The sequence below is a fragment of the Streptomyces tsukubensis genome (assembly GCF_003932715.1).
Lineage (GTDB): Bacteria > Actinomycetota > Actinomycetes > Streptomycetales > Streptomycetaceae > Streptomyces > Streptomyces tsukubensis.
Map to the genome: position 1 here is coordinate 6,763,055 of NZ_CP020700.1, position 25,777 is coordinate 6,788,831.

Sequence of the window (25,777 nt, forward strand, 5' to 3'; positions counted from 1 at the left end):
AGGATGGGCCCATGAGGCTCACGAAGAAGCTGCACTCCTGCGTACGGCTCGAAAAGGACGGTGCCACCCTCGTCGTGGACCCGGGAGCGTTCTCCGAGGAGGACGCCGCGGCGGGGGCGGACGCGGTGCTGATCACCCATGAGCACCCCGACCACTACGACGAGGGCAAGGTCCGTGCCGCTCTGGAGGCGGGGGCCGAGGTGTGGACCCTGCGGAGCGTCGCGGACACGCTCTCCGCCGCCTTCCCCGGCCGGGTCCGCACCGTCGGCCACGGCGACACCTTCACCGCGGCGGGATTCGAGCTGGAGGTCCACGGCGAACTGCACGCGGTGATTCACCCGGACCTTCCCCGGATCACCAATATCGGCTTCCTGGTGGACGGGTCGGTCTTCCACCCCGGGGACGCCCTCACCGTGCCCGAGCGCCCCGTGGACACGCTGATGCTCCCGGTGATGGCGCCCTGGAACAAGATCTCCGAGGTCGTCGACTACGTACGGGAAGTGGGACCGCGGCTGACCATCGACATCCACGACGCCCTGCTCACCGATCTCGCCCGCCCGATCTACGACCGCCATATCGCCAACCTGGGCGGCGCCCCCCACGAACGCCTGTCCCCGGGCGCCACCCACACCCTCTGAGGCCCCTCGGGCGCCGGAGGGCGAGGACACACCCCGCCCGGGCTCCCGCGGAAAGCTCCTTCTCCGCCCCGCCCGGCTCCGCCCGCCCCCGCGGAGCGCATACGCTTCTGCCATGCGCATCGCCACCTGGAACGTCAACTCGATCACTGCCCGGCTGCCCCGGCTCCTGGCCTGGCTGGAGAGCAGCGGCACCGACGTGCTGTGCGTCCAGGAGACCAAGTGCACGGCCGAGCAGTTCCCCGCCGCCGAGCTGCGGGAACTGGGCTACGAATCCGCCGTCCACGCCGACGGCCGGTGGAACGGGGTCGCGCTGGTCTCCCGCGTCGGTCTGGACGCGGTCGTCAAGGGACTGCCCGGCGGTCCTGAGTACGACGGCGTCCAGGAGCCGCGGGCGGTCTCCGCGACCTGCGGCCCGGTCCGGCTCTGGTCGGTGTACGTCCCCAACGGCCGCGAGGTCGACCACCCCCACTACGCCTACAAGCTCCAGTGGCTGGACGCGCTGCGCACCGCCGTCGCCGAGGACGCCGCGGGCAGCCTGCCCTTCGCGGTGCTCGGCGACTACAACATCGCGCCCGCCGACGACGACGTGTGGGACCGCTCCGTCTTCGAGGGCAGCACCCATGTCACCGAGCCGGAGCGGGCCGCGCTGGCCGGGCTGCGGCAGACCGGCCTCGTCGACGTGGTGCCCCGCCCCCTGAAGTACGACCACCCGTACACGTACTGGGACTACCGTCAGCTCGCCTTCCCCAAGAACCGGGGCATGCGCATCGACCTGGTCTACGGGAACCAGCCCTTCGCGGCGGCCGTCAAGGACGGCTATGTGGACCGCGAGGAGCGCAAGGGCAAGGGCGCGTCCGACCACGCACCGGTGGTGGTCGACCTTGAAGTCTGAGCGGACAGAGCCCGTCCGGGGCCGGGCGCGCGCCGTCCGGGCGCCCGGACCGGGGAATTACCCGCCGATCCGGGTGATCACCGGTGCGCGTCCTGTGGTGTGCGCACCGGGGAAGATGCGAGGCTTAGTGGTATGAACATCCCTTTCCTGGACAACTGGCTCAAGAAGCAGGGTCCCGGGGCGCGGGGCGCCGTCGCGGGGGCCGTGGACGATCCCGAGCGCGCCGCGGCGATGGCCGAACTGTTCGCCGAGTGCGAGCTGCTCCGGGTCCGGGTCGGCCGTATGGGACTGGAACTGGACGACAGCGCGGCCTCCTTGTCCGCCCTCGACCAGTTGCCGCCGCGCTGGCGCGACGATCCGGAGGAGCTGCCGTGGATCGGCAACGACGCCGGGCTGTACCTCGGGACGGTGATCGTACGGACCGTGCCGGGCGCCACCTGGCACGTCTGGCCCGGTGGCCACCCCGTGGTGCGGCTGGCCTCCGGCCGGGAGATCGGCGTCGTGGAGGCGGGGCTCGACTGGGCGGTCAACGGGGCGCCCGAACTCTCCCAGGTCTATGCGGAGGCCGCCGAGGCCTGACCGCCGTCACCCCTTGTGCATCCCTCGTACATGAGCTGATATATAGCCAATAAATACGGCTTATGCCCCTTTTATGCGTGTCGCGCGCGAAGTCCCTTTCCGGGGTGGATAGTTTGCGCTGACCTCGACACAGCAACCAGTGGGGGCAGCGTATGGCCGTCGTCGATCCGTTGATCGAGCTGCGGGACGTCAACAAGTACTACGGGCAGTTGCACGTCCTGCGGGACATCAACCTCTCCGTGGGGCGCGGCGAGGTCGTGGTCGTCATCGGCCCGTCCGGCTCGGGCAAATCGACGCTCTGCCGCACGGTGAACCGGCTGGAGACCATCGAGTCCGGCACGATCACCATCGACGGAGAGCCGCTCCCCGAAGAGGGCAAGGGCCTCGCCCGGCTCCGCTCCGAGGTCGGCATGGTCTTCCAGTCGTTCAACCTCTTCGCCCACCGCACCGTCCTCGACAACGTCTCCCTCGGACCCCTCAAGGTCCGCGGGCGCCGCCGGGACGAGGCCGAACGCCGCTCCCGTGAACTCCTCGACCGGGTCGGGCTCGCCTCCCAGGCGGCGAAGTACCCCGCACAGCTCTCCGGCGGCCAGCAGCAGCGCGTGGCCATCGCCCGCGCCCTCGCCATGGACCCCAAGGTGATGCTCTTCGACGAGCCGACCTCGGCCCTCGACCCCGAGATGATCAACGAGGTGCTGGAGGTCATGCAGCAGCTGGCCCGGGACGGAATGACCATGGTCGTGGTCACCCACGAGATGGGCTTCGCCCGCTCGGCCGCCAACCGGGTCGTCTTCATGGCCGACGGCCGGATCGTCGAGGACCGCACGCCGGAGGACTTCTTCACCAACCCGTCGAGCGACCGCGCCAAGGACTTCCTCTCCAAAATCCTCAAGCACTGACGGGGGGAACCGCCATGCCGCGACGCCACCGCACCGCCCCGACCGCACCCGCCCCCCTCCACGGGCCCGCCCTCCGGCGGCTCCGCCGCACCCTGCCGGCCCTCCTCCTCGCGCTGACCGCCGTGATCGCCGCCGCCTGCGGCAAGGAGGGCAGCCCGCCGGTCAAGGGCCCCCAGCCGGAGAGCCTCCCCGTCTACCCGGTCAACACCGGTTTCCAGCTCCCCGAATCCCCGACCTGGCGCCGGGCCGAGGGCCGCGGATACCTCACCGTCGGAGCCAAGGAGGACCAGCCCTACCTCGGCGAGAAGGACCCCGCCACCGGCGTCTACTCCGGCTTCGACATCGAGATCGCCAAGATGGTCGCCGCCTACCTCGGCTTCGACCCGGCCGGCATCCACTTCCGGACCATCGCATCCGCCAACCGGGAAACCGCCCTCCAGAACGGCCAGATCGACTACTACGTCGGCACCTACACCATCAACGACATGCGCAAGAAGCTCGTCGGATTCGCCGGGCCCTACTTCATGGCCGGACAATCCCTGCTGGTGCGCACCGACGAGCACGACATCAACGGCCCCCAGGACCTGGACGGCAAACGGGTCTGCTCCGCCACCGGCTCCACCCCCTACCAGCGGATCAAGGCCGACTACCCCAAGGCGGTCCTCGTCGGCTACGACACCTACTCCATCTGCGTGGACAACCTCCTCACCTACCAGGTCGACGCCGTCACCACCGACGACGCCATCCTCATCGGCTACGCCGCCAAGGCCCCCGACGAGCTGAAGGTCGTCGGCAAACCCTTCTCCCAGGAGCCGTACGGCATCGGCGTACCGCGCTCCGACAACGCCCTGCGCTTCGCCATCGACGACGCCCTCGCGGCCGGCGAGAAGAACGGGCAGTGGAAACAGGCCTACGACGCCACCCTCGGCCTCTCCGGGGTGCCCGCGCCCCAGCCGCCGCCCATCGACCGCTACCCGGCGAGCTGAGGAGGAGACCCGGCGCATGGACGTACTGACCGACAACATCTCCCTCTACTGGCAGGGCTTCCTCGGCACCGTCGAGCTGACCTTCTACTCCTCGGTGCTCGCCCTGGTGCTGGGCTTCCTGATCGCGGCCTTCCGGGTCTCGCCCGTCGGCTCGCTGCGCGTCTTCGGAACGGTCTGGGTGACCGTACTCCGCAATACCCCGCTCACCCTCCTGTTCTTCGCCGTCGTCCTCGGGCTGCCGCGGTTCGGGATCGTGCTGCCGTTCCAGCTGTTCGCGATCCTCGCCCTCGGCTGCTACACCTCCGCGTTCATCTGCGAGGCGCTGCGCTCCGGCATCAACACGGTCCCCAAGGGGCAGGGCGAGGCCGCCCGCAGCCTCGGCATGTCCTTCGGGCAGACCCTGCACACGGTGGTGCTGCCGCAGGCGTTCCGCAGTGTCATCCCGCCCATCGGCTCGACCCTGATCGCCCTGGCGAAGAACTCCGCGATCGCGGGCGCGTTCAGCGTCACCGAACTGCTCGGCACCTACAAGACGCTGAGCGAACTGGGCTACAACATCATCTGGACCTTCGTCTGGATCGCCGTCGGCTATCTCATCATCACCCTGTCCATCAGTGCGCTCTTCAACGTGCTGGAGAAGCGCTACGGAGTCGCCCGATGACCGATTCCACCGCCCTCTACGACATCCCGGGCCCGCGCACCCGGAAGCGGCACCGTATCTACGGGATCGTCGCCACCGCCGCCATCGCCGCGCTGCTCGGCTGGATCGTGTATCTGCTCTTCGACACCGGGCAGTTCACCGCGGCGAAGTGGACCCCCTTCGAGTACAAGGGCATCCAGGAACTGCTGCTTCAGGGGCTCGGCAACACCCTGAAGGCGTTCGCGTACGCGGCCGTGCTCTCCCTCGTCCTCGGCGGGATCCTCGCCACCGGACGGCTCTCCGAACACCGGCCCGTCCGCTGGATCGCGACCCTGCTGGTGGAGTTCTTCCGCGCGATGCCCGTACTGGTGATGATCTTCTTCATCTTCGTGGCGCTCAAGGTCCAGCCGCTGCCCGCGCTCGTCGCCGGGCTGACCCTCTACAACGGTTCGGTGCTCGCCGAGGTCTTCAGGACCGGGATCAACGCCGTCGACCGGGGCCAGCGGGAGGCCGCGTACGCGCTCGGCATGCGCAAGACCCAGGTGATGACCTACGTCCTGGTGCCGCAGGCGGTCCGGGCGATGCTGCCGGCGATCATCAGCCAGCTGGTGGTCGCACTGAAGGACACCTCCCTCGGCTATCTGATCACCTACGAGGAGTTCCTCCACGCGGGCAAGCTGATCGCCTCCAACCTCGACTACGACCTGCCGTTCATCCCCGTCGTGATGGTGATCGCGCCCATCTACATCGGACTGTGCATGCTGCTCTCCTGGTTCGCCAACTGGGTGGCGAAAAGACAGCGCCGCAGCCCCAAGACCGAGGCCGTGGACGTCGCTCCGGCCGAACCGGGGACGCTGCTGCCCGGGGGGCCGCCAAGGCCCTAGGACCGCCGGGGCCCGGTCCCGAGGACCGGAGGCTTTGGGGCAATGCTCCCTTCCCCCGGTACGACCCCGGCGGCAGCCGGTGATCACTCCTCGTCTGGCGGCCGCGGCGGAGACGCCGTGCGTGCCGTCCGCGTGGACGAGGAGAAGGTCAGCCGCCGCCGGGGCCGGCCGGAACGGGACCTCCCGCCCGGAGAAGGCCCCGTCCAGGAGGAGCGGTGCCCGTGCCGCACGGGCGGCCGGCACGGGCACCGCTCCCGTACGACACCCCGCGCGCGGGGCGCTGAGCGCCTCCACCGCCGACCCCGGGACGGCCTTGGGCCCGTCTCGCCGCACGGGGCGTGGCGAGACGCCCTGCAACGGTCCGTCGGCGCCCGGCGCGAGCCCCCGGCACGGAACCGTCCGCCCCGACGGGCCCCGTGAACCGGAACGCCCGGGGGCGCACTGTCTCCCGCCCGAGCCCCTGCACGGGAGGGCGGTCCTGACGGGAGGTGGGCACGGCCGCTAGGTTGTCCGGCGGACTTGTGTCGACTGGAGGTTCGTTCGGATGCGTCGCTCCACCGCACGGAACATCGCGCTCCTGGCCGCTGCCGCGGCCGTCGTCTCACTCGGGGCGGCCGCCCCGCCCGCCGACTCCCCGCCCGACCGCCCCCCGACCGCGCCCCCGGTCAAAACACCGCTCGCCGTCGGCTACGGCGGCGCGGTCGCCAGCGTCGACGCCGACGCCTCCGCCGCCGGGATCGAAGTCCTGCGCGGCGGCGGCAACGCCGTCGACGCGGCCGTCGCCACCGCCGCGGCCCTCGGTGTCACCGAGCCCTACTCGGCGGGCATCGGCGGAGGCGGCTACTTCGTCTACTACGACGCGCGCACCCGTACCGTCCACACCGTCGACGGCCGTGAGACCGCGCCCCGTTCGGCCGACGCCTCCCTCTTCCTGGAGAACGGCCGGCCCATCCCCTTCGACCAGGGCCAGACCAGCGGACTCGGCGTCGGCACCCCCGGCACGCCCGCCACCTGGGAGACCGTCCTGCGCTCCTGGGGCAGCCGCCCGCTGGCCCGGCTGCTCAAGCCCGCCGAGAAGCTGGCCCGGCACGGATTCACCGTCGACCCGACCTTCCGGGCCCAGACCGAAGCCAACCAGACGCGGTTCGCCGACTTCCCGGCGACCGCCGAACTCTTCCTGCCCGGCGGGGCGCTGCCCGTCACCGGCTCCACCTTCAAGAACCCCGACCTCGCCGACACCTACCGGCACATCGCCCGGGAGGGCGTACGGGCGATGTACCGCGGCGAGATCGCCGAGGACATCGTCGACACCGTCCGCACACCGCCCGTGGCGCCCGGCTCCTCCCGGACCGTCCGCCCCGGCGATCTGACGACCGGTGACCTCCGGGCGTACGAGACGATCCGCCGCGCCCCGACGAAGGTCTCCTACCGGGGCCTCGACATCTACGGAATGGCGCCCTCCTCCTCCGGCGGCACCACCGTCGGCCAGGCGCTGAACATGCTGGAGCGGACCGACCTTTCGCGGGCGTCCGGGACCGAGTACCTGCACCGCTTCATCGAGGCGAGCCGGATCGCGTTCGCGGACCGCGGACGGTGGGTCGGTGACCCGGCGTTCGAGGACGTGCCGGTCAAGGGGCTGCTGTCGCAGCGGTACGCGGACAGCCGGAGCTGCCTGATCAAGGACGACGCGGTCCTCACCAGCCCGCTGGCGCCCGGTGACCCCCGCCGTCCGGTGCCGTGCGGCGCCGCAGGGACGGCCGCGCCGACCACGTACGAGGGCGAGAACACCACGCATCTCACGGTCGCCGACCGCTGGGGCAACGTCGTCGCGTACACCCTGACCATCGAGTCCACCGGCGGCAGCGGAATCACCGTACCGGGGCGCGGTTTCCTGCTGAACAACGAGCTGACGGACTTCTCCTTCGCCCCGGCGAACCCGGCGGTCCACGACCCCAATCTGCCCGGCCCCCGCAAGCGCCCCCGCTCCTCCATCTCCCCGACGATCGTCCTTGACGACAGCCGTCCGGTGCTGGCCCTCGGCTCCCCGGGCGGAGCGACCATCATCACCACCGTCGTACAGACCCTGACGGGCCGTCTGGACCGGGGCCTGCCGCTGGTTGAGGCGATCGCGGCGCCGCGCGCCAGTCAGCGCAACCAGACCACGACCGAGGTGGAGCCCGGCCTCTGGAACAGCCCGCTCCGGGCCGAACTGGAGCGCATCGGCCACGGCTTCCGGCAGAACCCCGAGATCGGCGCGGCGACCGGCATCGAACGGCTCCCCGACGGCCGCTGGCTGGCCGCCGCCGAGAAGACCCGCCGCGGCGGGGGTTCGGCGATGGTGGTCCACCCGAGCGGCCGCCCGTAGACCGGCCGGCGGCTCACGTACCGCGCGGTGAAGGGTTCACCGCGCGGTACGGCCGTACGGGCGTACTCCATCCGGCTCCCCGTACGGAACGGCCACCACGGTCCAACAGAAGCCCGGACCGCCGCACTTGGGGCAGGGCGGTCGCGAACGGGCCCCGGGGAGGGGGGATCGGCCGTCACCGGAAGCGGGTAGGGACGGTTTTCCGCGCGGTATCCGTTCGATCCGCCAGAAAGGCGACCCCAGCCCATGCACGTTCGTACCCTCGCCCTCGCCACCGCCTGTGGAGCGGCCCTCCTGGCGGCAGCGGCGGCCCCCGCGCCGCCCGCGACGGCGGCCGGCGGGCAGGCGCCGCACCGCCCGGTACGGGCGAAGGCCGTCACCGCCGCGGACCTGCTCGCCAAGACCCGGGGCTGCAACCGGATCTCCCGGGGGAAGTACCGCAAGGACGCGGGTGCGAAGGCGACCGTGCCGGTGTGCGCGGCCGACGGCGCGGTCTACTGGAAAGCGGATATGGACATCGCCTGTGACGGCCGGAAGACCACCCGGTGCAACCGGAAGACGGACCCCTGGTTCCTGCCGGACACCGCGTTCCACCAGTCCGACGGGAAGGCCCTCGACGCCGCGCGCCTGCCGTATGTGGTGGTGCCCGCGCCCAGCAAGATCTGGAAGTACCCGGATTCGCGCATCCGCGGCGGCGGGGTCGTCGCGGTCGTCCACGGGAGCCGGGTGCGGTACGGCGTCGTCGGCGACACCGGCCCCGCGAAGATCGTCGGAGAGGCGTCCTACGCCATGGCCGAATCGCTGGGCATCGACCCCGACCCGGTCTCCGGCGGGGTGTCCGGCGGGGTGACGTACATCTTCTTCTCCGGCTCCCGCGCCACGCCCATCGAGAGCCGCGAGGCCGCGACCCGGCTGGGCCGGAACCTGGCCCGCGCCTTCGTCGCCGCGAACTGACGGCCGCCGGACCCGGGCGGCAGGGTCAGAGGACGGTCAGGACGCGGGGCCCCGAGGCCGTGACCGCGACCGTGTGCTCCGCGTGGGAGGCGCGGCTCCCGTCCAGCGTGCGGATCGTCCAGCCGTCCCGGGCCGTGTACGTATCGTCCGTGCCCGACGCCGTCAGCATGGGTTCGATGGCGAACACCATGCCCGGGCGGAGCACCATGCCGCGCCCCGCCCGGCCCTCGTTGGGGATACCGGGGTCCTCGTGCATCTCGCGTCCGATGCCGTGCCCGCCGAACCCGTCGGGGATGCCGTAGCCCGCGGCGCGGCAGACCCGGCCGATCGCATGGGCGATATCGCCCACCCGGTTGCCCGGTACGGCGGCCGCGATGCCCGCGGCCAGCGCCTCTTCGGCGGCGGCGACGAGCCGGGTGTCCTCGGGCCGGGCGCGGCCCACCGTGAAGCTGACCGCCGCGTCACCGGCCCAGCCGTCGAGCAGGGCGCCGCAGTCGAGGCTGACGAGGTCGCCGTCGCGCAGCCGGTAGCCGTCGGGGATGCCGTGCACCACGGCGTCGTTGACGGACGCGCACAGCACCGCGGGGAAGGGGACGGGCGCCCAGTCCGGGTGGTAGTCGAGGAAGGGCGAGCCCGCGCCCGCCCCGTCGAGCACACCCCGCGCGACCCGGTCCAGCTCCCGCAGTTCGACGCCGACCCCGGCGGCGTCCCGGGCCGCGGCGAGCGCCTGCGCGACAACCCGGCCCGCCGCCCTCATCGCTTCGATCGACTGTTCGGTCTTGATCTCTACCATGCCAATTACTATACCGGTCGCGGGAGGGTTTCCGGTATTACAATGACGGTATGGTCCGAACCCCCCTCACCCCCGAAGAGCGCGAGCGCGGCGAACGGCTCGGCCGGTTGCTGCGCGAGGCGCGCGGCCCCCGCAGCATGGTGGAGGTGGCGGCCGAGGCCGGGATCTCCGCCGAGACCCTCCGCAAGATCGAAACCGGCCGGGCGCCCACCCCCGCCTTCTTCACCGTCGCCGCGCTGGCTGCCGTGCTGCGCCTGTCGACGGACCAGCTCGCCGCCGCCTGCTCCCCGGCCGCCGTCCCGTAGTCCCCCGTCCCCAACGCGGGTGTGCGCCGCATCCGGAGGTGTACGGTCTCCTCCCCGGCCGGCCCCGCGCGGCGTACGCTCGGAGCGTGACCTCCGTCGAAGACATCGCGCCCGCCCGCTATCTCAGCCTGACCACGTTCCGCCGCGACGGAACCGGGGTCGCCACCCCGGTCTGGTTCGCCGAGGACGGCGGCAGGCTGTACGTCTGGACCAACGCCGATTCCTGGAAGGTCAAGCGGCTCCGGCGCGACCAGCGGGTCACCGTCGCGGTCTGCGACGCCCGCGGCCGGATCGCCGACGGCGCCCTGCGCGCCGAGGGCACCGCCGAACTGCTGGACCGGGAGGGCACGGTCCGGGCCCGCGATCTGGTCGCCCGCAAGTACGGCTGGCAGTTCCGGGCCGTCGACTGGCCGGCCCGGATCGTCCGGCGCGGGAAGAGGCCGCACGCGGGCATCGCCGTCACCCTCGGGGAACCCCCGGCCACGGCCTGACGGCCGCGGGGCGGTCCGGGCCGGGCGGACCGGAAGGGCCCGGGGTCCCCGCCCGAGGAACCCGGGCGGCCCTCCGTAGAAGACGGCCCGCCGCGGATGGACGCGCCCTGCCGGAACCGGCGCCACTGCACATCCCGCCCACCGCCCGCCGTCGCAGCCCGGGCTCGTCCGACCCGTCTGCGGCGGCACCGGCCCGCCGCACCGCGGGCACCCCCGTGACGGCGCGTCGCCCGCACCGGTCGCCCGGGCGCACCCGGCCCCGCCCCGCCGCGCGAGCGCCTCGCCGCCGACCGGGTGAAACGTGATCGACTCCGCGGGTTGGCCGCAATGGTCTTGCCCCGCTGTGTGACGGGGCTTACGTTCTCCATCTACGTTCCGCGTCTACGTGCGTAGAGGCGATGCGCCGATGCCGGGAGCCGCCCGGCCGAAGGAGCAGCCCATGGCCCCAGTCGTACGCGCCGCCCTGGTCCAGGCCTCCTGGACGGGCGACACCGAGTCGATGATCGCCAAACACGAGGCCCACGCCCGCGAGGCCGCCGCGCAGGGTGCCCGGGTGATCGGTTTCCAGGAGGTCTTCAACGCGCCGTACTTCTGCCAGGTGCAGGAGCCCGAGCACTACCGCTGGGCCGAACCCGTCCCCGACGGCCCGACCGTCCGCCGGATGCAGGAGCTGGCCCGGGAGACCGGCATGGTGATCGTGGTCCCGGTCTTCGAGATCGAAGGCTCGGGCTTCTACTACAACACCGCCGCCGTGATCGACGCCGACGGCAGCTATCTCGGCAAGTACCGCAAGCACCACATCCCGCAGGTCAAGGGCTTCTGGGAGAAGTACTACTTCCGGCCCGGCAACGCGGGCTGGCCCGTGTTCGACACCGCGGCCGGCCGGATCGGCGTCTACATCTGCTACGACCGGCACTTCCCCGAGGGCTGGCGCCAGTTGGGTCTCGCCGGGGCCCAGCTCGTGTACAACCCCTCCGCCACCTCCCGCGGCCTCTCCGCCCATCTGTGGAAACTGGAGCAGCCCGCCGCCGCCGTCGCCAACGAGTACTTCGTCGCCGCCATCAACCGCGTCGGCCGCGAGGAGTACGGCGACAACGACTTCTACGGCACCAGCTACTTCGTCGACCCGCGCGGACAGTTCGTCGGCGACGTCGCCGGTGACACCGACGAGGAACTCGTCGTCCGCGATCTCGACCTCGGCCTGATCGACGAGGTGCGGCAGCAGTGGGCGTTCTACCGCGACCGGAGGCCCGACGCCTACGAAGGGCTGGTGCGCCCGTGAACCCCGCCCCGGACCTCGCCCGGAACCCCGCCGCGAACCCCGTGGTGAACCGGGACCCGGCACACCCCGCCCCGAACCCGCTCCACGACCGCCACCGGGCCGTGCTCCCCGACTGGCTGGCCCTCTACTACGCCGACCCCCTGGAACTGAGCCACGGCGAGGGCCGGTACGTCTGGGACACCGCGGGCAACAAGTACCTCGACTTCTTCGGCGGCATCCTCACCACCATGACCGCCCATGCCCTGCCCGAGGTCACCAAGGCCGTCGCCGAGCAGGCCGGACGGATCGTCCACTCCTCCACCCTCTACCTCAACCGGCCCATGGTCGAGCTGGCCGAACGCATCGCGGCCCTGTCCGGGATCCCCGACGCCCGGGTCTTCTTCACCTCGTCCGGCACCGAGGCCAACGACACCGCCCTGCTGCTGGCCACCGCGCACCGCGGCTCGAACCAGATCCTGGCGATGCGCAACAGCTACCACGGCCGTTCCTTCTCGACCGTCGGCATCACCGGCAACAGGGCCTGGTCCCCGACCGGCCTCTCCCCGCTCCAGACGCTGTACGTGCACGGCGGGGTGCGCACCCGAGGCCCGTACGCGCACCTCACGGACGCGGAGTTCACCGCCGCCTGCGTCGCGGACCTGGAGGACCTCATCGGGCAGGGCCGTACCCCTGCCGCCCTGATCGCGGAACCCGTCCAGGGCGTCGGCGGATTCACCTCCCCGCCCGACGGTCTGTACGCCGCGTTCCGCGAGGTCCTCGACCGGCACGGGGTGCTGTGGATCTCCGACGAGGTGCAGACCGGCTGGGGCCGGACCGGCGACCACTTCTGGGGCTGGCAGGCCCACGACCGCAACGGTCCGCCCGATATCGTCACCTTCGCCAAGGGCATCGCCAACGGCATGTCCGTCGGCGGGGTCGTCGCCCGCGCCGAGATCATGAACTCCATCGACGCCAACTCCATCTCCACCTTCGGCGGTTCGCCCGTCACCATGGCCGCAGGTCTGGCCAACCTCTCCTACCTGCTGGAACACGATCTCCAAGGCAATGCGCGCCGGGTCGGCGGACTGCTCATCGAACGGCTGCGCGCCATCGCCGCCGGAGTGCCCGCGGTCCGCGAGGTCCGCGGCCGGGGACTGATGATCGGCATCGAGATCGTCCGGCCCGGCAGCGACGAGGCGGACCCCGCGGCGGCCACGGCCGTCCTGGAGGCGGCCCGGGCGGGCGGACTGCTCATCGGCAAGGGCGGCGGCCACTCCACCAGCGCCCTGCGGATCGCTCCGCCGCTGACCCTGACCGTAGCCGAGGCCGAGGAGGGCGCCGCGATCCTCGAACGGGCCCTGCGCACCCTCTGACCCCTGCCCGCCCCCGTACCCACCCCATCCCGTCCCGCCCCATCTTGCCCTGTCCCGTCCCGTCCTGTACGAGAGGGAGCGCTCCCGCCATGAGCAGTACCCGCACCCTGATCCGCGGCGGACTGGTGATCACCGCGGCCGAGGAGACCCATGCCGACGTCCTGATCGAGGACGGGCGGATCGCCGCACTCGCCGCCCACGGCTCCGACGCCGCCGGAGCCTGGACCGCGGACCGGATCATCGACGCCGGGGGAAAGTACGTCGTCCCCGGCGGAGTCGACGGCCACACCCACATGGAGATGCCCTTCGGCGGCACCTTCGCCTCCGACACCTTCGAAACCGGCACCCGCGCCGCCGCCTGGGGCGGTACGACCACCATCGTCGACTTCGCCGTCCAGTCCGTCGGACACTCGCTGCGCGAGGGACTCGACGCCTGGTACGCCAAGGCCGACGGCAACTGCGCCATCGACTACGGCTTCCATATGATCCTCTCCGATGTCACCGAACGCTCGCTGAAGGAGATGGACCGGCTGGTGGAGGAGGGCATCACCTCCTTCAAGCTCTTCATGGCCTACCCGGGCGTCTTCTACAGCGACGACGGACGCATCCTCCGGGCCATGCAGCGCGCCGCCGGAAACGGCGGGCTGATCATGATGCACGCGGAGAACGGGATCGCCATCGACGTCCTCGTCGAGCAGGCACTGGCCGCGGGGCACTCCGATCCGCGCTACCACGGCGAGGTCCGCAGGGCCCTGCTGGAGGCCGAGGCGACCCACCGGGCGATCCAGCTGGCCCGGGTCGCGGGTTCCCCGCTCTATGTCGTGCACGTCTCCGCGCAGGAGGCCGTCGCCGAACTGACCGCCGCCCGGGACCTCGGTCTCCCCGTCTTCGGCGAGACCTGCCCGCAGTATCTGTTCCTCTCCACCGACGATCTGGCGCGGCCCGGCTTCGAGGGTGCCAAGTACGTGTGCTCCACCCCGCTGCGGCCTGCAAACCATCAGGAGGCGCTCTGGCGCGGGCTGCGCGGCAACGACCTCCAGGTCGTCTCCACCGACCACTGCCCGTTCTGCTTCACCGGCCAGAAGGAGCTGGGCCGCGGCGACTTCTCGAAGATCCCCAACGGGCTGCCGGGGGTGGAGCACCGGATGGACCTGCTCCACCAGGCCGTCGTCGACGGGCATATCGGCCGGCGACGCTGGATCGAGATCGCCTGCGCCGCCCCGGCCCGGATGTTCGGCCTCTACCCCCGCAAGGGCACGATCGCACCGGGTGCCGACGCGGACATCGTTCTCTACGATCCGCACGCCGAGCAGGTGATCTCCGCCGAGACGCACCATATGAACGTGGACTACTCGGTGTACGAGGGCAGGCGGATCACCGGGCAGGTGGAGACCGTGCTCTCGCGCGGCGAGGTCGTCATCGACCGGCGCACCTACACCGGCCGGGCCGGACACGGCCAGTACATCGCCCGCGCCACCTGCCAGTACCTGTAAGCAACGCGTGCAGCAAGGAGCCGTCCCATGGACTTCGGCCTGGTATTGCAGACCGACCCGCCCGCGTCCCGGGTCGTCAGCCTGATGGAACGGGGCGAGCGCAACGGCTTCCGTTACGGCTGGACCTTCGACTCGGCGGTGCTGTGGCAGGAGCCGTTCGTCATCCACAGCCGGATCCTGGCCGCCACGGAGAGGCTGGTCGTGGGCCCGATGGTGACCAATCCGGGCACCCGTACCTGGGAGGTCACCGCTTCGACGTTCGCCACCCTCAACGATATGTACGGCAACCGCACGGTCTGCGGAATCGGGCGCGGTGACTCGGCGATGCGCGTCGCCGGGCGCAAGCCCAACACCCTGGCCCGGCTCGGTGAGGCCATCGACGTCATCCGTGATCTGGCCGAGGGCCGTGAGGCGGTCGTCGACGGCAATCCCATCCGCATCCCGTGGATCAGGGACGGCAGGCTCCCGGTCTGGATGGCGGCGTACGGGCCGAAGGCACTGGCCCTGACCGGGCAGAAGGCGGACGGGTTCATCCTCCAGCTGGCCGACCCGTATCTCACCGAGTGGATGATCCGGTCGGTCCGGGAGGCGGCCGAGGCGGCCGGCCGGAACCCGGACGCCATCACCATCTGCGTGGCGGCCCCGGCGTACGTCAGCGACGATCTGGCACACGCCAGGGACCAGTGCCGGTGGTTCGGCGGCATGGTCGGCAACCATGTGGCCGATCTGGTGGCCCGCTACGGCGAACACTCCGATCTGGTGCCCGAGGCCCTCACCTCGTACATCAAAGCCCGGCACGGCTACGACTACAGCCACCACGGCCGCGCCGGAAATCCCTCCACCGATTTCGTCCCGGACGAGATCGTCGACCGCTTCTGCCTCCTGGGCCCCGCCGAAGCTCATATCGACAAGCTCCAGGCCCTGCGCGACCTCGGTGTCGACCAGTTCGCCGTGTACAACATGCACGACGCCCGGGAGGACCTCATCGACACCTACGGCGAACACATCATCCCGGCCGTCAACGGCTGATACCGTCTCGGCCTTCCAGCGTGCGCGGTCCAACGGCGACCGCACGACCCCGACATTCCCGGACGGCGATCCGGCAGCGAGAGGCAGACCATGTCCCAGCAGGAGCACCGTCCCGCGGACGCCTCCGGAAGCTTCCGGATCGGCGGCGACCTCCCCGTCAACCGGCTCGGATACGGAGCGATGCAGCTCACCGGACCGGGTGTCTGGGGTCCGCCGAAGGATCCCGGCGAAGCCGTGCGCGTACTGCGCCGAGCCGTCGAGCTGGGCGTGACCTTCATCGACACGGCCGACTCCTACGGCCCCTTCGTCAGCGAACAGCTCATCCATGAGGCACTGCACCCCTACCCGGCGGACCTGGTCATCGCCACGAAGGGCGGATTCACACGATCGGGCCCGGACGGCTGGCAGCCCGTGGGCCGGCCCGAATACCTGCGACAGCAGACCGAACTGAGCCTGCGCCACCTGGGGGTCGAGCGCATCGACCTCTACCAGCTGCACCGCATCGACCCCAAGGTGCCGCTGGCCGATCAGATCGGTGAGCTGCGCCTGCTCCAGCAGGAGGGCAAGATCCGCCATATCGGGCTCTCCGAAGTGACGGTCCCGCAGATCGTCGAAGCCCGCACGATCGCGGACATCGTCTCCGTACAGAACCTGTACAACCTCGCTGACCGCAGTGCCGAGGACGTACTGGACTACGCCGAACGAGAGAACCTCGGCTTCATTCCCTGGTTCCCGATGGCCACCGGACGTCTGGCCCGGGAGGGCGGCCCGCTCGACGCACTGGTGAAGACCTACGGCGCGAGCCCCTCCCAGCTCGCCCTGGCCTGGCTGCTGCGCCGCTCTCCCGTCGTGCTGCCCATCCCCGGCACTTCCCGGGTGGCCCACCTGGAGGAGAACGTCCGCGCCGCTCTGGTCACCCTCGACGACACCGCCTATCAGGAACTGGGCGACACCGCGCTGGAGCCCTGACCAAGGCGCTGCCGCCGGTCCGTTGGTGACCTGTCAGTGGGGTCTGGCACAGTCCCGGCCATGGATACCGACGAGTTCTGGACCGTCATCGAGACGGCGCGCGCGGCGACGGACAAGCCCTTCGACAAGGCGTTGACCGACGTTCTGGCCGAACTGCCGCTGGAACGCATCCTCGACTACGACGAGCGCTTCCACACGGTCCGCGAATCCGTCTACCGCTGGGACGTATGGGCAGCCTCCTACCTGATCGGCGGCTGGTTCTCCGACGACGGCTTCATCGACTTCCGCACGGGCCTCATCAGCCTCGGCCGGGAGTGGTTCGAGCAGGTGGCGGCAGCACCGGACTCCCTCGCCGGCCATCCGCTGGTCGTCGGCTCCGGATCCGTCGACGACCTGGAGGAGGCGCTCCTCCAGGAGGACGCCAACTACGCGGCGCTGGGCGCCTATGACCGGGTCACCGGAGTCGAGCACAGCTACTACGACGCGCAGGAGGCCCGGGAGGCCTCGCGGCCGAAGCGCGAGGACGTCGAGCCCGACATGGGTGAGAAGTGGGATTTCGCGGACGACGGCGAGATGCGTCGGCGGCTGCCCCGGCTCGCGGCGCTCTGCCTCGGAAAGGATCCGGAGAAACCACAGTGACACGCGTGCGCCGCGCAAGGAGACTGCCCACAGACAGACAGACAGACAGACAGACAGACAGACAGACAGACAGACAGACAGACAGACAGACAGCCGAAGACCGAAAGGCAGCACCGTGGCACTGGCCAAGAAGGGTTCCCGCCGCATCGTCGTCGACGGCGTCGAGTACCGCTGGCGTGTGAGCAGGAAACACTGGTGCTGCGACTACGAAGGCAGCACCGTGGGCTATGTGGCGGAGGACGCGACCCGTCCCGGAACGACGCTCGTCGTGGAAACGGGCCGGCCGGCCGTCCTCAACCCGGACATGGTGCCGACCGAGGTCGTTCTGCCGAGGGAGGTCGCCGCGGGCATTCGGGCCGCGCGGTCGAAGGGCTGGACGCCCGGCTCCAACGGTTCGCCGTTCAAGCTGCACCTGTCTGCTGCTTGAGCGGGTCGGTGCCGTCCGCAAGGAATGACAGGGAGTTCCGTGACAAGGTTCAAGTCCGTAGTGGCGCTGATAGGGAGCCTGGTATTCATGTCGGCGGTGTGCCCTGTCGGGGCGCCCGCAGCCGTGGCGACCGCGGCGACCGTTGCGACAGCCGGTGATGTCGTGGATCCGGGTACCGCTCCGCCGATCAGGGTCTCCACCTACAACCTGTGCGGCAACGCCTGCCCGGACGGAACGTTGCCGGAGACGGGCCTGCGCGAGGCCACCGTGGCCGCGGAGGGGCAGTCCGGGTGGAACGCGGACGTCGTCTTCCTCCAGGAGATCTGCAAGTACCAGTACGACGACATCGCGGGGAGGCTTCCCGGATTCACCGGTCACTACGTCGAGACCGTGCCGAAGGGGGTGACCGTCGGCGGGCACGTCGTCTGCCGCGGCCGGTCCTCGTACGGGATGGCCGTGTTCGCGAAGGGGGCACTGCACACCGACCCCGGCCGGGCGGTCGTGGACGAGCGCGACGGTGTCGTGGACCTCGACCTGAACGGCTACACCACGGGCCCCGACCCCACGAGGCTGGAGCCGGAGGACATCACCAGTCCCTGTATGAGGGTCTTCGTGCAGAACCGGTCCACCTGGGTCTGTTCCGTCCACCTCTACTGGGGCAGCGAGAGCGTGCCGGCTGAGAAGGCCCTGCGCGATGCCGAGGCCGTGAGGCTCTACGAGCGGGTGAAGCGCTGGCAGGACGAGGGCGTTCCCGTGATCCTGGGCGGTGACTTCAACACCCAGCCGTGGAACACCGGCACCCGGCCCTTCTACTCGGACCGCGCCCACAGCAACACCCTCGGTACCGGACGGATGACCGAGGTCGACGAGACCGACAACAGCCCGGGGTTCTTCCAGTCCGTGTGTGCCGGCAAGCCCCGCTGCCGCTCGGGCGAGCCGACCAGGGACGACACCGTCGCACCCGATCCGAGCGGCAACGACACCGCCGACCGGAAGATCGACTACATCTTCTTCTCCACTCAGTTCTTCGACGGTGTCCTGGGCGACGCGCTGCCGGTGGACCGGGACATCTCCGACCATGCGATCCTGCGCGGCGCGGCCAGATGGACGGACTGCGTCCCCGCCGCCCCGGGGGCAGGAGCGGTCTTCCGGGTGGACGCGAACGGCGCCCTGGACCGGTATGCCGGCCGGAGCAACGGCACCATCGCCCCCGCCTGCAGAGTCGGATCGGGCTGGAGCAGCATGAAGCGCACCGTCCGCCAGGGCTCCGCTCTGCTGGCGGTGGACGGGACCGGCGCCCTGTGGCGATACCCGGCCGACCCGGCCACCGGTACCTACTCCAGCAGTACCCGCACAGCGGCAGGCAGTGGATTCGCCGCAGCGGCCGATCCCGCGGGCGCGCTGCTCGCACCGGGTGACACCGACCAGGACGGATACCCCGACCTCCTCGTCCGCGACACGCTCGGCGACCTGTGGCGTTACCCGGGCTCCGTCGGCGGCACGTACCCCCAGCAGACCGCGGTGAAGCTCGACGGCCCCGCACCCGGCCGCACCTGGGGCGACTACACCATGCTCGTCGCCCCGGGCGACTTCGCGGCCGACACGGCAAACGCCCCCGACCTCGTCGGCATGGACGCGGCCGGATACCTCTGGCTTCACAAGGGCACCGCTGTCGGCACCTACGGGCCACCCGTCCAAATCGGCCACGGCTGGCAGATCTACAACGCCCTCGCCGCCCCGGGCGACATCGACGGAGACGGCAAGCCGGACCTGGTGGCCCGCGACCGGGTCCCCGGCAAGACCTACGGCTACCTCTGGTTCTACAGGGGCAACGGAACCGGTGGATACGAACCCCGGGTGAAAATCGGCAACGGCTACCCCGACTCCGAACCGCTCTTCTGAAGCGTGTTGCAGAACCCGCTGCCGTGGCCGGCAACCGCCGTAACGGGCGGCCCTACCGCCGTTTCGTCGACAAGCTCCGTGCCCATCGGCTGCCGTGCTGGATCTGCTGATTCTCATGCCGGTGAGCTGGGACTTCTCAGCGGACCACCGGCGCGTTTCTCACCACATGTTGCCGAAGACCCGGTTCAGCCCCCCGTCCAGGCAGACACGGACATGAAACGGCACCAGGTCGGCCGAGCGTGCCGGGGGCCGTCGTCGGGTCAGTCGCCGGCGGCGACCCCTTCGACGACCGAGGGCACCGTCTCCGTGAGGATCACGCGCGTGAGGTGCAGCCCTGCCGCGCGGAAGAGTTCCTCGAACTCCGCCTCCGTCCGTTCCTGTCCGACGAGGGAGGCCATCATCATCAGGTCGAGGCCCTTCCCCTGGTGAGGGGTGTTCCCGGTCGGCAGCACCGAGTCCACGACGAGGACCCGGCCGCCCGGCGCCATCGCCTCCCGGCAGTTGCGCAGGATCGTGACGCACTGCTCGTCCTCCCAGTCGTGCAGGATGCGCTTGAGCACGTACGTCTCGGCGCCGGGAGGAACGGACTCGAAGAAGTCGCCGGCCGCCAGCTCCCACCTTCCGCTCGTCGCCGGGACGTCGAGCCGGTGGCCGGGCAGGACGTGCGGCCGGTCGAAGAGCACCCCGCGCACGTTCGGGTGGGCCGTGAGCACCTCGCGCAGCAGACCGCCCTGACCACCGCCCACGTCCACCACGGTGCTGCCGGGCGCGAACGAGCACACGGCGACGGAGGGGCCGTCCTCGGCACGGGAGATCTCCGCCATCCCGTCGTCGAAGAGAGCGGTGGTCTCGGGGTTCTGCGCGAAGTGTTCGAAGAACGGCTTTCCGAAGACGGACTCGAAGACCGACCCGCCCTCGGTGACGCACCGTGTCAGCTCCCCGGCCGGCAGCCACATCTCCGGCCCGGTGATCATCAGAATCGCGGCCCGAACTGAGGCCGGGGCGTCGCTGCGCAGCGCGTCCCCGGCCACGGTCAGACGGAAGGTGCCGTGCTCGACCTCGTCGAAGAGACCGCGCGTCGCGAGCAGCCGCAACACCCGGTAGAGGCTGCCCGCGTCGACATGGGTCGCCCTCGCCAGCGCGGCGACGTCCCGGGGGCCGTCGGCGAGGTGGTCGGCTGCCCCGATCGCTGCCGCGGCCCGCAGGGCGGCCGGGAAGAGGTAGCTCTCGGCGAGGTCGATCAGAAGCGCCGCGGACCGCATGCCGTCCGGGTCGGCATCGAAGGGTGCGGCAGCGGTTTCGGCGGTCATGGCGGGACTCCGTTCCGTAGCTGTGGTCATGTCGTCGGTCCGGTGGGCCGTCGTCCGTTTCCGCTTCCCCCGGGTCTCCGCCCCTGATCACCCGACGGCGGTCACCCCTTGGTTGTTGCCCGGCTCCCACAGCGTTCGCACCACCCGCCGCGAACTCCCCGGGGCACCCGATACGGCCCGGCGGGGCGGGGCCCGAGTCGGGCAGGGGTCCGGGTGATGAGCTATGAGTACGAGATGGCATACGCCCACCCCGACTCCGTCGAGGGCCTGCTGCAACGAGGGCGTGGCCTGGGCGCGGTACGCGCGCTCCAGGACCCACAGGATTCCGCTGTGTTCGTCTACGACGGGATCCGCCACGACTGGCGCTGGGACGGGACCGACGATCGGTCTCTGTACCTGGCGCGGGTGGTCCGGGACCTGGAGCTGTCCCCGGCCCCGGTCATGTACCAGCCGGCGGGGGACGAGGACTCCTCCTTGCGGGCGTGTGAGGTACTGAAGCTGCTGGCTCCTGCCGGATCGGACGAGGCCCGGGAGGGGCTTCGCGCCTATGTCCGCTGCACCACGGGCCCGGCAGCACCACGCGGCCGACCGGACGGGTGACTTCACCGGCGGATGACAGGGCGCGCCCGAACGCCTGCCTTCGGGCAGCCCCCTCATGCGTCAGCGTGGCCAGATGTGTCGGCGCCGCCTGAGGCGGTTCGGTGTGGGCCGGATGAAGGGGTATCGGTGGACAGGAGTGAGGAGGAGAAGGACCCCTCGGAGCCGGGATCCGGATCCCCGGGGCAGGACGCGGCACCCGGCGAGGAGCCGGCTGTGCGACAAGGAGTGCCGTCGGACGGTACGGATCGCTCCGAGCCGGCAGATGTCCCGCCCCGGAAGCCGGGCCGTGGACGGCGGCTGATGGCGTCGGTCGTCCCCGCAGGCCCGCCGCCGGGCCCGGCGCGTCCGGAGTTCTGGCGCAGTCCGCTGCGGGGGCCGTGGCTGACGGCCGTGTTCGGGCTGATTCTGCTCTTCGGTGTGACGGTCCTGTTCGTGACCGGGCTGCTGTCCTACGCCGCGTACAACCCGGACCTGGCCCGGACCAACGACGAGACGCCCGACAAGGGGCTGCTCGGCTTCTATCTGTTCCCCTGGCCGACCTCGCCGTACTGGATCTACCGGCTGACCCAGGGCATCCACGTCACCCTGGGGATCGTGCTCGTGCCGGTGCTGCTGGCGAAGCTGTGGTCCGTCATTCCCCTGCTGTTCTCCTGGCCGCCGGTGCGCTCGCTCAGCCATGCGGTGGAGCGGCTGTCACTGCTCCTTCTGGTCGGCGGCGCCCTGTTCGAGTTCGCCACCGGAATCCTCAACGTGCAGCTCCACTACATCTTCCCGGGCTCGTTCTACACCCTCCATTTCTACGGCGCATGGGTGTTCATCGGCGCTTTCGTGGTCCATGTGGCCTTCAGGCTGCCCAGAGCGCTGCGTGCGGTACGGCACGGCCGGGCCGGGTCCGCCGCTGCCGGTGACCGCTCCGCCGCACTCGTGTCGCCCCGTCCGGCGGCGCCGACCCTGTCCCGCCGTGGTGCCGTGGCGCTGGTGGGCGCCGGGTCCGGGGTGCTGCTGGTGGTCACGGCGGGGCAGAGCGTGGGCGGCTGGTTCCGCAGGACGGCGGTGCTCGCCCCGCACGGCCGGAACCCCGGGACCGGGCCGAACGGGTTCCAGATCAACAAGACGGCCGCCTCCCTCGGTATCCGTACCAGCGATATCGGAACCGGATGGCGGCTGACCGTGAGCGGCGGCGGCCGTCGGACCGTGCTCACCCTCGACGAACTGCGCGCCCTGCCCCAGGACGAATCCGCACTCCCGATCGCCTGTGTGGAGGGCTGGTCGACAACGGATCAACTGTGGCGAGGAGTACGGCTGGCCGAACTGGCCGCGCTGGTCGGACTGGGGACGGACCCGCCGCACGTCCTGGTGGAATCCGTGCAGCGGGGAGGCGCGTTCGCTTCGGCCGTCCTCCGGGACAACCAGGTCCGCGACCGGCGTTCACTGCTCGCCCTGCGGGTCAACGGGGCGGTGCTCTCGCCCGACCACGGCTATCCGGCCAGGATCATCGTCCCCGGTGCGCCCGGGGTCCACAACACCAAATGGGTCACCCGCCTCACCTTCGGAGAGCCGGTATGAGCGCCTTCCGTGACCGCTACGGCGCTTCCCCGCTGCATCTGCTGCTGGTTCTCGCTTCCTTCGCACTGACCCTGTACGCGGGGGTGAGGCTGCTCCGAGGCGACACGGTGGGCGTACTGATCTGGTTCGTCGGAGCCGCCCTCATCCATGATCTGCTCCTGCTGCCCGCCTACTCCGTCACCGATCGTGCCGCCCGGCGCCTGTGCCGACGTGTGCCGAAGGACGGTGGCTCCGACGCCCCGGTACGCCGTGGCCCGAGCGTCAACTATCTGCGGGTGCCCGCCTTCCTTTCGGGGCTGCTGCTGCTCGTCTGGTGGCCGCTGATCCTGCGGCGGGTGCCCCACTACACGGCCGTGACAGGGCTGCCCGCCGACGTGTTCCTGGGGCGATGGCTGCTGATCACGGCCGGGCTGTTCGCCGTGTCCGCGCTCTGCCTGCTGCTGAGGATGCGCCGGTCGGTGCGGCCGGTGCGGCCGGAGTGACCCGCGCTCGGTCCGGGATCCGTACTCAGGGAAGGGCCGTCAGGGCGGAGAAGTGACGTCCGCGGGGTGTGGTCCAGTGCTCCGTGGCCGTCCATCCCGCGGTGCGCGCGTACCGGAGCAGCGCCCGGCGTCCGACGCTGGCCCAGGGGAATGCCGCGCCGCGCTTCCCGCGCCCGTCGTCGATGCGGACGCGGTGCCGGGCGTCGACATCGGCGGCGACGGTTTCGACGAGCAGACGGCCACCGGGGCGGACCAGTTGGCGCGTCCGTTCCAGGAGTACGGAAGGGATGCCGCCGATCCCGATGTTCCCGTCGATCAGCAGGACGGTGCCCCACTGCCCCTCGCCGGGGAGTGAGTCGAAGACCGACCCCAGGCGGGCCCGGCCCCCGCGCCGCACCGTGGATACGACGGCCGAGACGCAGACGTCGATGCCCAGGGCGCGGTGGCCGCGTACGGTGAGCGCCTCCACGAGCCGGCCGGCGCCGCAGCCGATGTCCAGCACCGGCCCTTCGCAGCGCCGCAGGACGGCCAGGTCGCACGCGTCCGCCCGGGCGCACCACCGGTCGAGCTCCAACGGCAGCAGCCAGCCGTTCGCACCGCGCAGGAACAGCCGGCCCCGGCCGGCCAGCAGGGCGGAGTCGTAGGCGGATCCGGTCCAGGGATCCGTCACGGCAGCCCCCGCGCCGGTGGGCAGCGGGTCTGCCCGAGCGGTGCGACATACCGTGTGGAAGAGGCTGAAGGGCTCATCGTGGCCAGTGTGCGCACGGGGAGGCGGGCCGGCGAAGTCGGCTGCGCTGTTCGAGTGGGATCTCGCCGTCCGCTCTCAGGACCCCTCAGGAATCTGGGGCTTTCACCCGTTCGGCCGGGTGGGCTCGGTCGGCCGGTCGGCGCCGGATTCACGGACCTCGCCGTGGTGCGGTGCCTGTTCCCGGGACCTGCCCGGAGCGGAGCGCCGGACCGCCCAGCCCGCGAGGACCGCGCCCGCCGCGATCGCATAGGCGGTGGTGCCCACCGCGTACCCGTCGTCGAACGCCGGGGCCAGCACATATTTGGCCGCACCCGCCAGTGCGACCGTCAGCCACTCCCAGCGGCCGTCGAGAGCCACCAGGGCGACGAGCAGGAGGGCGTACCAGGAGTAGCCCGGCGTCAGCAGCAGAAAAACGGTGCCGGTGACCAGCAGAGCCCCGCTCCACGGCCGGGCCGGATCACCACGCCGCACCACCCACGCCACCACGGACACCAGAATCACCGCCAGGACAGGCAGCGCCCAGTCGTCCGGGAGAACCAGACGCAACAGGGCGAAACGGTTCTTGGCGGACGATGTGTCGTCGTACCCCTCCTCGGCGGCATAGCCGCTGAGATAGCCGAGCACCGAACCCCGGGACACCAGCGCATAGGGCAGATAGACCAGCGCGGTCACCACTGCGGCGGGCACCAGGACGGCCGCCGCGTCCCGGGCCCGCCGCACCCCGCTCAACGCGCCCGGTACCACCACCACGGGAAGCAGTTTCGTCGCGACGGCGGCGCCCAGGAGCGCCCCGCCCCGGGCCCGGTGCCGGACCACGACACCCAGCGCCACGACGGCGAGCAGCGCCCCCAGCACATCGACGTGAGCGTTGTTGACCGCCTCGACCGGGACCGCGGGACACCACGCCCAGTACGCGGCCCACCGCACATCACCGCGCCGCCGCAGTACCAGGAGCAGGGCGACCGTGGTCCCGACCGACACCAGCGCACCGCCCATCTGGAGCGGCTTGTGCCGGGAACCGTCCGGCGACACGGAATGGACCAGCAGGAAGTACCCCTCGGCCACGGGCGGATAGATGGTGGGCACTCCGGGCCGGTTGATCCGAGTGCAGCGGACCTGCCCGGCCGGGCCGGGGACGCGTGTCGTGTCCGGGCCGGTGCACGCGGTGCCGGAGGGGAAGAGCCACCCGTCGCGCAGCGGGACCAGTGCCGCATCGCGAGGGGCATGGTCGTACGGGGAGATACCGGCGGCCTGCACCCGGCCGTCCCAGGCGTAACGGAACATGTCGGTGCTCGTACGCGGTGCGGCCGTCAAGCCGGTGGCCGCCACCGCGATACCGCCGAGGAGCACCAAGGCTGCCGTATGCCGGGCGGACACCCGGCGGAGTGACCACACGGCGGCGGCGAAGAGAAGCCAGCACACCGCGTACCAGCAGAACAGGCCCGCCGGATCGCTGTAGTAGCCGTCGGAGCGGACGGTCAGGACCAGGAGAGTGACCAGCGCGGTGAGAAACAGACCCGTACGGACGACCGGTGTCACGGTCACGGGCCCT

Annotated in this window: 26 protein-coding genes; 22 read left to right on the forward strand and 4 right to left on the reverse strand. The window is 71.0% G+C overall.

From position 1 onward, the window contains the following. The first annotated feature begins 11 nt into the window (after positions 1–11). The 9 genes from B7R87_RS28105 to B7R87_RS28145 all read left to right on the forward strand — a co-directional run bounded on the left by B7R87_RS28105 (position 12) and on the right by B7R87_RS28145 (position 8,837). A complete protein-coding gene (locus B7R87_RS28105; RefSeq protein ID WP_006345633.1) occupies positions 12–638 on the forward strand; it encodes an MBL fold metallo-hydrolase in 627 nt (208 codons plus the stop codon). 112 nt (positions 639–750) lie between these two features. Further along, positions 751–1,530 (forward strand): exodeoxyribonuclease III, encoded by a 780-nt coding sequence (locus B7R87_RS28110; RefSeq protein ID WP_006345632.1) that lies wholly within the window; start codon positions 751–753, stop codon positions 1,528–1,530. A 132-nt stretch (positions 1,531–1,662) separates the two neighbouring features. Next, the gene (locus B7R87_RS28115; protein ID WP_006345631.1) at positions 1,663–2,109 is read left to right on the forward strand and encodes a DUF6278 family protein; all 447 of its coding nucleotides are present in this window, start codon (positions 1,663–1,665) and stop codon (positions 2,107–2,109) included. Between the two features lie 152 nt (positions 2,110–2,261). Next, positions 2,262–3,008 (forward strand): amino acid ABC transporter ATP-binding protein, encoded by a 747-nt coding sequence (locus tag B7R87_RS28120; protein WP_040913483.1) that lies wholly within the window; start codon positions 2,262–2,264, stop codon positions 3,006–3,008. Positions 3,009–3,022: 14 nt separating this feature from the next. Next, the gene (locus tag B7R87_RS28125) at positions 3,023–3,994 is read left to right on the forward strand and encodes a glutamate ABC transporter substrate-binding protein (protein WP_006345629.1); all 972 of its coding nucleotides are present in this window, start codon (positions 3,023–3,025) and stop codon (positions 3,992–3,994) included. 16 nt (positions 3,995–4,010) lie between these two features. Further along, the gene (locus tag B7R87_RS28130; protein ID WP_006345628.1) at positions 4,011–4,655 is read left to right on the forward strand and encodes an amino acid ABC transporter permease; all 645 of its coding nucleotides are present in this window, start codon (positions 4,011–4,013) and stop codon (positions 4,653–4,655) included. Beyond that, entirely contained in the window at positions 4,652–5,518 is an 867-nt protein-coding gene (locus B7R87_RS28135; RefSeq protein ID WP_006345627.1) for an amino acid ABC transporter permease, read from the forward strand. Before B7R87_RS28130 ends, B7R87_RS28135 begins: the two co-directional genes overlap by 4 nt. Before the next feature lie 544 nt (positions 5,519–6,062). After that, positions 6,063–7,883 (forward strand): gamma-glutamyltransferase, encoded by a 1,821-nt coding sequence (gene ggt / locus B7R87_RS28140; protein ID WP_130584712.1) that lies wholly within the window; start codon positions 6,063–6,065, stop codon positions 7,881–7,883. Between the two features lie 246 nt (positions 7,884–8,129). After that, a complete protein-coding gene (locus tag B7R87_RS28145; RefSeq protein WP_130584713.1) occupies positions 8,130–8,837 on the forward strand; it encodes a glycoside hydrolase family 75 protein in 708 nt (235 codons plus the stop codon). A gap of 25 nt (positions 8,838–8,862) precedes the next feature. On the opposite strand, the gene map is transcribed toward B7R87_RS28145, so the two are convergent. Continuing rightward, positions 8,863–9,630 carry a type I methionyl aminopeptidase gene (gene map, locus B7R87_RS28150; protein ID WP_130584714.1) on the reverse strand — a complete coding sequence of 256 codons (768 nt, stop codon included), beginning with the start codon at positions 9,628–9,630 and terminating at the stop codon, positions 8,863–8,865. Between the two features lie 50 nt (positions 9,631–9,680). Between map and B7R87_RS28155 the strand changes: the two genes are divergently transcribed. The 10 genes from B7R87_RS28155 to B7R87_RS28200 all read left to right on the forward strand — a co-directional run bounded on the left by B7R87_RS28155 (position 9,681) and on the right by B7R87_RS28200 (position 19,519). Beyond that, complete coding sequence (locus B7R87_RS28155) at positions 9,681–9,935, forward strand: helix-turn-helix domain-containing protein (protein ID WP_130584715.1); 255 nt, start codon at positions 9,681–9,683, stop codon at positions 9,933–9,935. An 86-nt stretch (positions 9,936–10,021) separates the two neighbouring features. Beyond that, a complete protein-coding gene (locus B7R87_RS28160; RefSeq protein WP_130584716.1) occupies positions 10,022–10,426 on the forward strand; it encodes a PPOX class F420-dependent oxidoreductase in 405 nt (134 codons plus the stop codon). A gap of 439 nt (positions 10,427–10,865) precedes the next feature. Next, complete coding sequence (locus tag B7R87_RS28165) at positions 10,866–11,708, forward strand: nitrilase-related carbon-nitrogen hydrolase (RefSeq protein ID WP_006345622.1); 843 nt, start codon at positions 10,866–10,868, stop codon at positions 11,706–11,708. 44 nt (positions 11,709–11,752) lie between these two features. Beyond that, complete coding sequence (locus B7R87_RS28170) at positions 11,753–13,060, forward strand: aspartate aminotransferase family protein (protein WP_045852780.1); 1,308 nt, start codon at positions 11,753–11,755, stop codon at positions 13,058–13,060. 89 nt (positions 13,061–13,149) lie between these two features. Further along, positions 13,150–14,553 (forward strand): dihydropyrimidinase, encoded by a 1,404-nt coding sequence (gene hydA / locus B7R87_RS28175; protein WP_006345620.1) that lies wholly within the window; start codon positions 13,150–13,152, stop codon positions 14,551–14,553. A 27-nt stretch (positions 14,554–14,580) separates the two neighbouring features. Then, positions 14,581–15,582 carry a TIGR03842 family LLM class F420-dependent oxidoreductase gene (locus B7R87_RS28180; RefSeq protein WP_006345619.1) on the forward strand — a complete coding sequence of 334 codons (1,002 nt, stop codon included), beginning with the start codon at positions 14,581–14,583 and terminating at the stop codon, positions 15,580–15,582. Positions 15,583–15,672: 90 nt separating this feature from the next. After that, entirely contained in the window at positions 15,673–16,551 is an 879-nt protein-coding gene (locus B7R87_RS28185; RefSeq protein WP_006345618.1) for an aldo/keto reductase, read from the forward strand. A 60-nt stretch (positions 16,552–16,611) separates the two neighbouring features. Next, on the forward strand, positions 16,612–17,190 hold the full coding sequence (locus tag B7R87_RS28190; RefSeq protein WP_006345617.1) for a DUF4240 domain-containing protein: 579 nt from the start codon (positions 16,612–16,614) through the stop codon (positions 17,188–17,190). 115 nt (positions 17,191–17,305) lie between these two features. After that, on the forward strand, positions 17,306–17,617 hold the full coding sequence (locus B7R87_RS28195) for a hypothetical protein (protein WP_006345616.1): 312 nt from the start codon (positions 17,306–17,308) through the stop codon (positions 17,615–17,617). A gap of 39 nt (positions 17,618–17,656) precedes the next feature. Further along, a complete protein-coding gene (locus tag B7R87_RS28200; protein ID WP_157997810.1) occupies positions 17,657–19,519 on the forward strand; it encodes an endonuclease/exonuclease/phosphatase family protein in 1,863 nt (620 codons plus the stop codon). Between the two features lie 260 nt (positions 19,520–19,779). Here the strand turns inward: B7R87_RS28200 and B7R87_RS28205 are convergent, their stop codons facing one another. Continuing rightward, on the reverse strand, positions 19,780–20,829 hold the full coding sequence (locus tag B7R87_RS28205; RefSeq protein WP_006345614.1) for a methyltransferase: 1,050 nt from the start codon (positions 20,827–20,829) through the stop codon (positions 19,780–19,782). Between the two features lie 216 nt (positions 20,830–21,045). Here B7R87_RS28205 and B7R87_RS28210 point away from each other — a divergent pair, with 216 nt between their 5' ends. The 3 genes from B7R87_RS28210 (at position 21,046) to B7R87_RS28220 (ending at position 23,477) form a co-directional block, all read left to right on the forward strand. Next, on the forward strand, positions 21,046–21,429 hold the full coding sequence (locus B7R87_RS28210) for a hypothetical protein (RefSeq protein ID WP_006345613.1): 384 nt from the start codon (positions 21,046–21,048) through the stop codon (positions 21,427–21,429). A 300-nt stretch (positions 21,430–21,729) separates the two neighbouring features. Continuing rightward, positions 21,730–22,995, forward strand: coding sequence for a molybdopterin-dependent oxidoreductase (locus tag B7R87_RS28215; protein ID WP_006345612.1), 1,266 nt, complete (start codon positions 21,730–21,732; stop codon positions 22,993–22,995). Next, positions 22,992–23,477 carry a hypothetical protein gene (locus B7R87_RS28220; RefSeq protein WP_006345611.1) on the forward strand — a complete coding sequence of 162 codons (486 nt, stop codon included), beginning with the start codon at positions 22,992–22,994 and terminating at the stop codon, positions 23,475–23,477. The genes B7R87_RS28215 and B7R87_RS28220 overlap by 4 nt, the downstream gene beginning before the upstream one ends. A 25-nt stretch (positions 23,478–23,502) precedes the next feature. On the opposite strand, the gene B7R87_RS28225 is transcribed toward B7R87_RS28220, so the two are convergent. Next, complete coding sequence (locus B7R87_RS28225; RefSeq protein ID WP_006345610.1) at positions 23,503–24,147, reverse strand: class I SAM-dependent methyltransferase; 645 nt, start codon at positions 24,145–24,147, stop codon at positions 23,503–23,505. Positions 24,148–24,327: 180 nt separating this feature from the next. Then, on the reverse strand, positions 24,328–25,770 hold the full coding sequence (locus B7R87_RS28230) for a glycosyltransferase family 87 protein (RefSeq protein WP_006345609.1): 1,443 nt from the start codon (positions 25,768–25,770) through the stop codon (positions 24,328–24,330). Positions 25,771–25,777 lie beyond the last annotated feature (7 nt).

Excerpts from the sequence above, each read along its gene's own strand:
- B7R87_RS28180 (WP_006345619.1), top strand. The coding sequence starts at position 14,581 with ATGGACTTCGGCCTGGTATTGCAGACCGACCCGCCCGCGTCCCGGGTC.
- hydA (WP_006345620.1), top strand. The coding sequence starts at position 13,150 with ATGAGCAGTACCCGCACCCTGATCCGCGGCGGACTGGTGATCACCGCG.
- B7R87_RS28130 (WP_006345628.1), top strand. The coding sequence starts at position 4,011 with ATGGACGTACTGACCGACAACATCTCCCTCTACTGGCAGGGCTTCCTC.
- map (WP_130584714.1), bottom strand. The coding sequence starts at position 9,630 with ATGGTAGAGATCAAGACCGAACAGTCGATCGAAGCGATGAGGGCGGCG.
- B7R87_RS28165 (WP_006345622.1), top strand. The coding sequence starts at position 10,866 with ATGGCCCCAGTCGTACGCGCCGCCCTGGTCCAGGCCTCCTGGACGGGC.
- B7R87_RS28135 (WP_006345627.1), top strand. The coding sequence starts at position 4,652 with ATGACCGATTCCACCGCCCTCTACGACATCCCGGGCCCGCGCACCCGG.
- B7R87_RS28155 (WP_130584715.1), top strand. The coding sequence starts at position 9,681 with ATGGTCCGAACCCCCCTCACCCCCGAAGAGCGCGAGCGCGGCGAACGG.
- B7R87_RS28110 (WP_006345632.1), top strand. The coding sequence starts at position 751 with ATGCGCATCGCCACCTGGAACGTCAACTCGATCACTGCCCGGCTGCCC.
- B7R87_RS28190 (WP_006345617.1), top strand. The coding sequence starts at position 16,612 with ATGGATACCGACGAGTTCTGGACCGTCATCGAGACGGCGCGCGCGGCG.
- B7R87_RS28220 (WP_006345611.1), top strand. The coding sequence starts at position 22,992 with ATGAGCGCCTTCCGTGACCGCTACGGCGCTTCCCCGCTGCATCTGCTG.
- B7R87_RS28215 (WP_006345612.1), top strand. The coding sequence starts at position 21,730 with ATGGCGTCGGTCGTCCCCGCAGGCCCGCCGCCGGGCCCGGCGCGTCCG.
- B7R87_RS28105 (WP_006345633.1), top strand. The coding sequence starts at position 12 with ATGAGGCTCACGAAGAAGCTGCACTCCTGCGTACGGCTCGAAAAGGAC.
- B7R87_RS28120 (WP_040913483.1), top strand. The coding sequence starts at position 2,262 with ATGGCCGTCGTCGATCCGTTGATCGAGCTGCGGGACGTCAACAAGTAC.
- B7R87_RS28210 (WP_006345613.1), top strand. The coding sequence starts at position 21,046 with ATGAGCTATGAGTACGAGATGGCATACGCCCACCCCGACTCCGTCGAG.
- B7R87_RS28205 (WP_006345614.1), bottom strand. The coding sequence starts at position 20,829 with ATGACCGCCGAAACCGCTGCCGCACCCTTCGATGCCGACCCGGACGGC.
- B7R87_RS28145 (WP_130584713.1), top strand. The coding sequence starts at position 8,130 with ATGCACGTTCGTACCCTCGCCCTCGCCACCGCCTGTGGAGCGGCCCTC.
- B7R87_RS28125 (WP_006345629.1), top strand. The coding sequence starts at position 3,023 with ATGCCGCGACGCCACCGCACCGCCCCGACCGCACCCGCCCCCCTCCAC.
- ggt (WP_130584712.1), top strand. The coding sequence starts at position 6,063 with ATGCGTCGCTCCACCGCACGGAACATCGCGCTCCTGGCCGCTGCCGCG.
- B7R87_RS28115 (WP_006345631.1), top strand. The coding sequence starts at position 1,663 with ATGAACATCCCTTTCCTGGACAACTGGCTCAAGAAGCAGGGTCCCGGG.
- B7R87_RS28185 (WP_006345618.1), top strand. The coding sequence starts at position 15,673 with ATGTCCCAGCAGGAGCACCGTCCCGCGGACGCCTCCGGAAGCTTCCGG.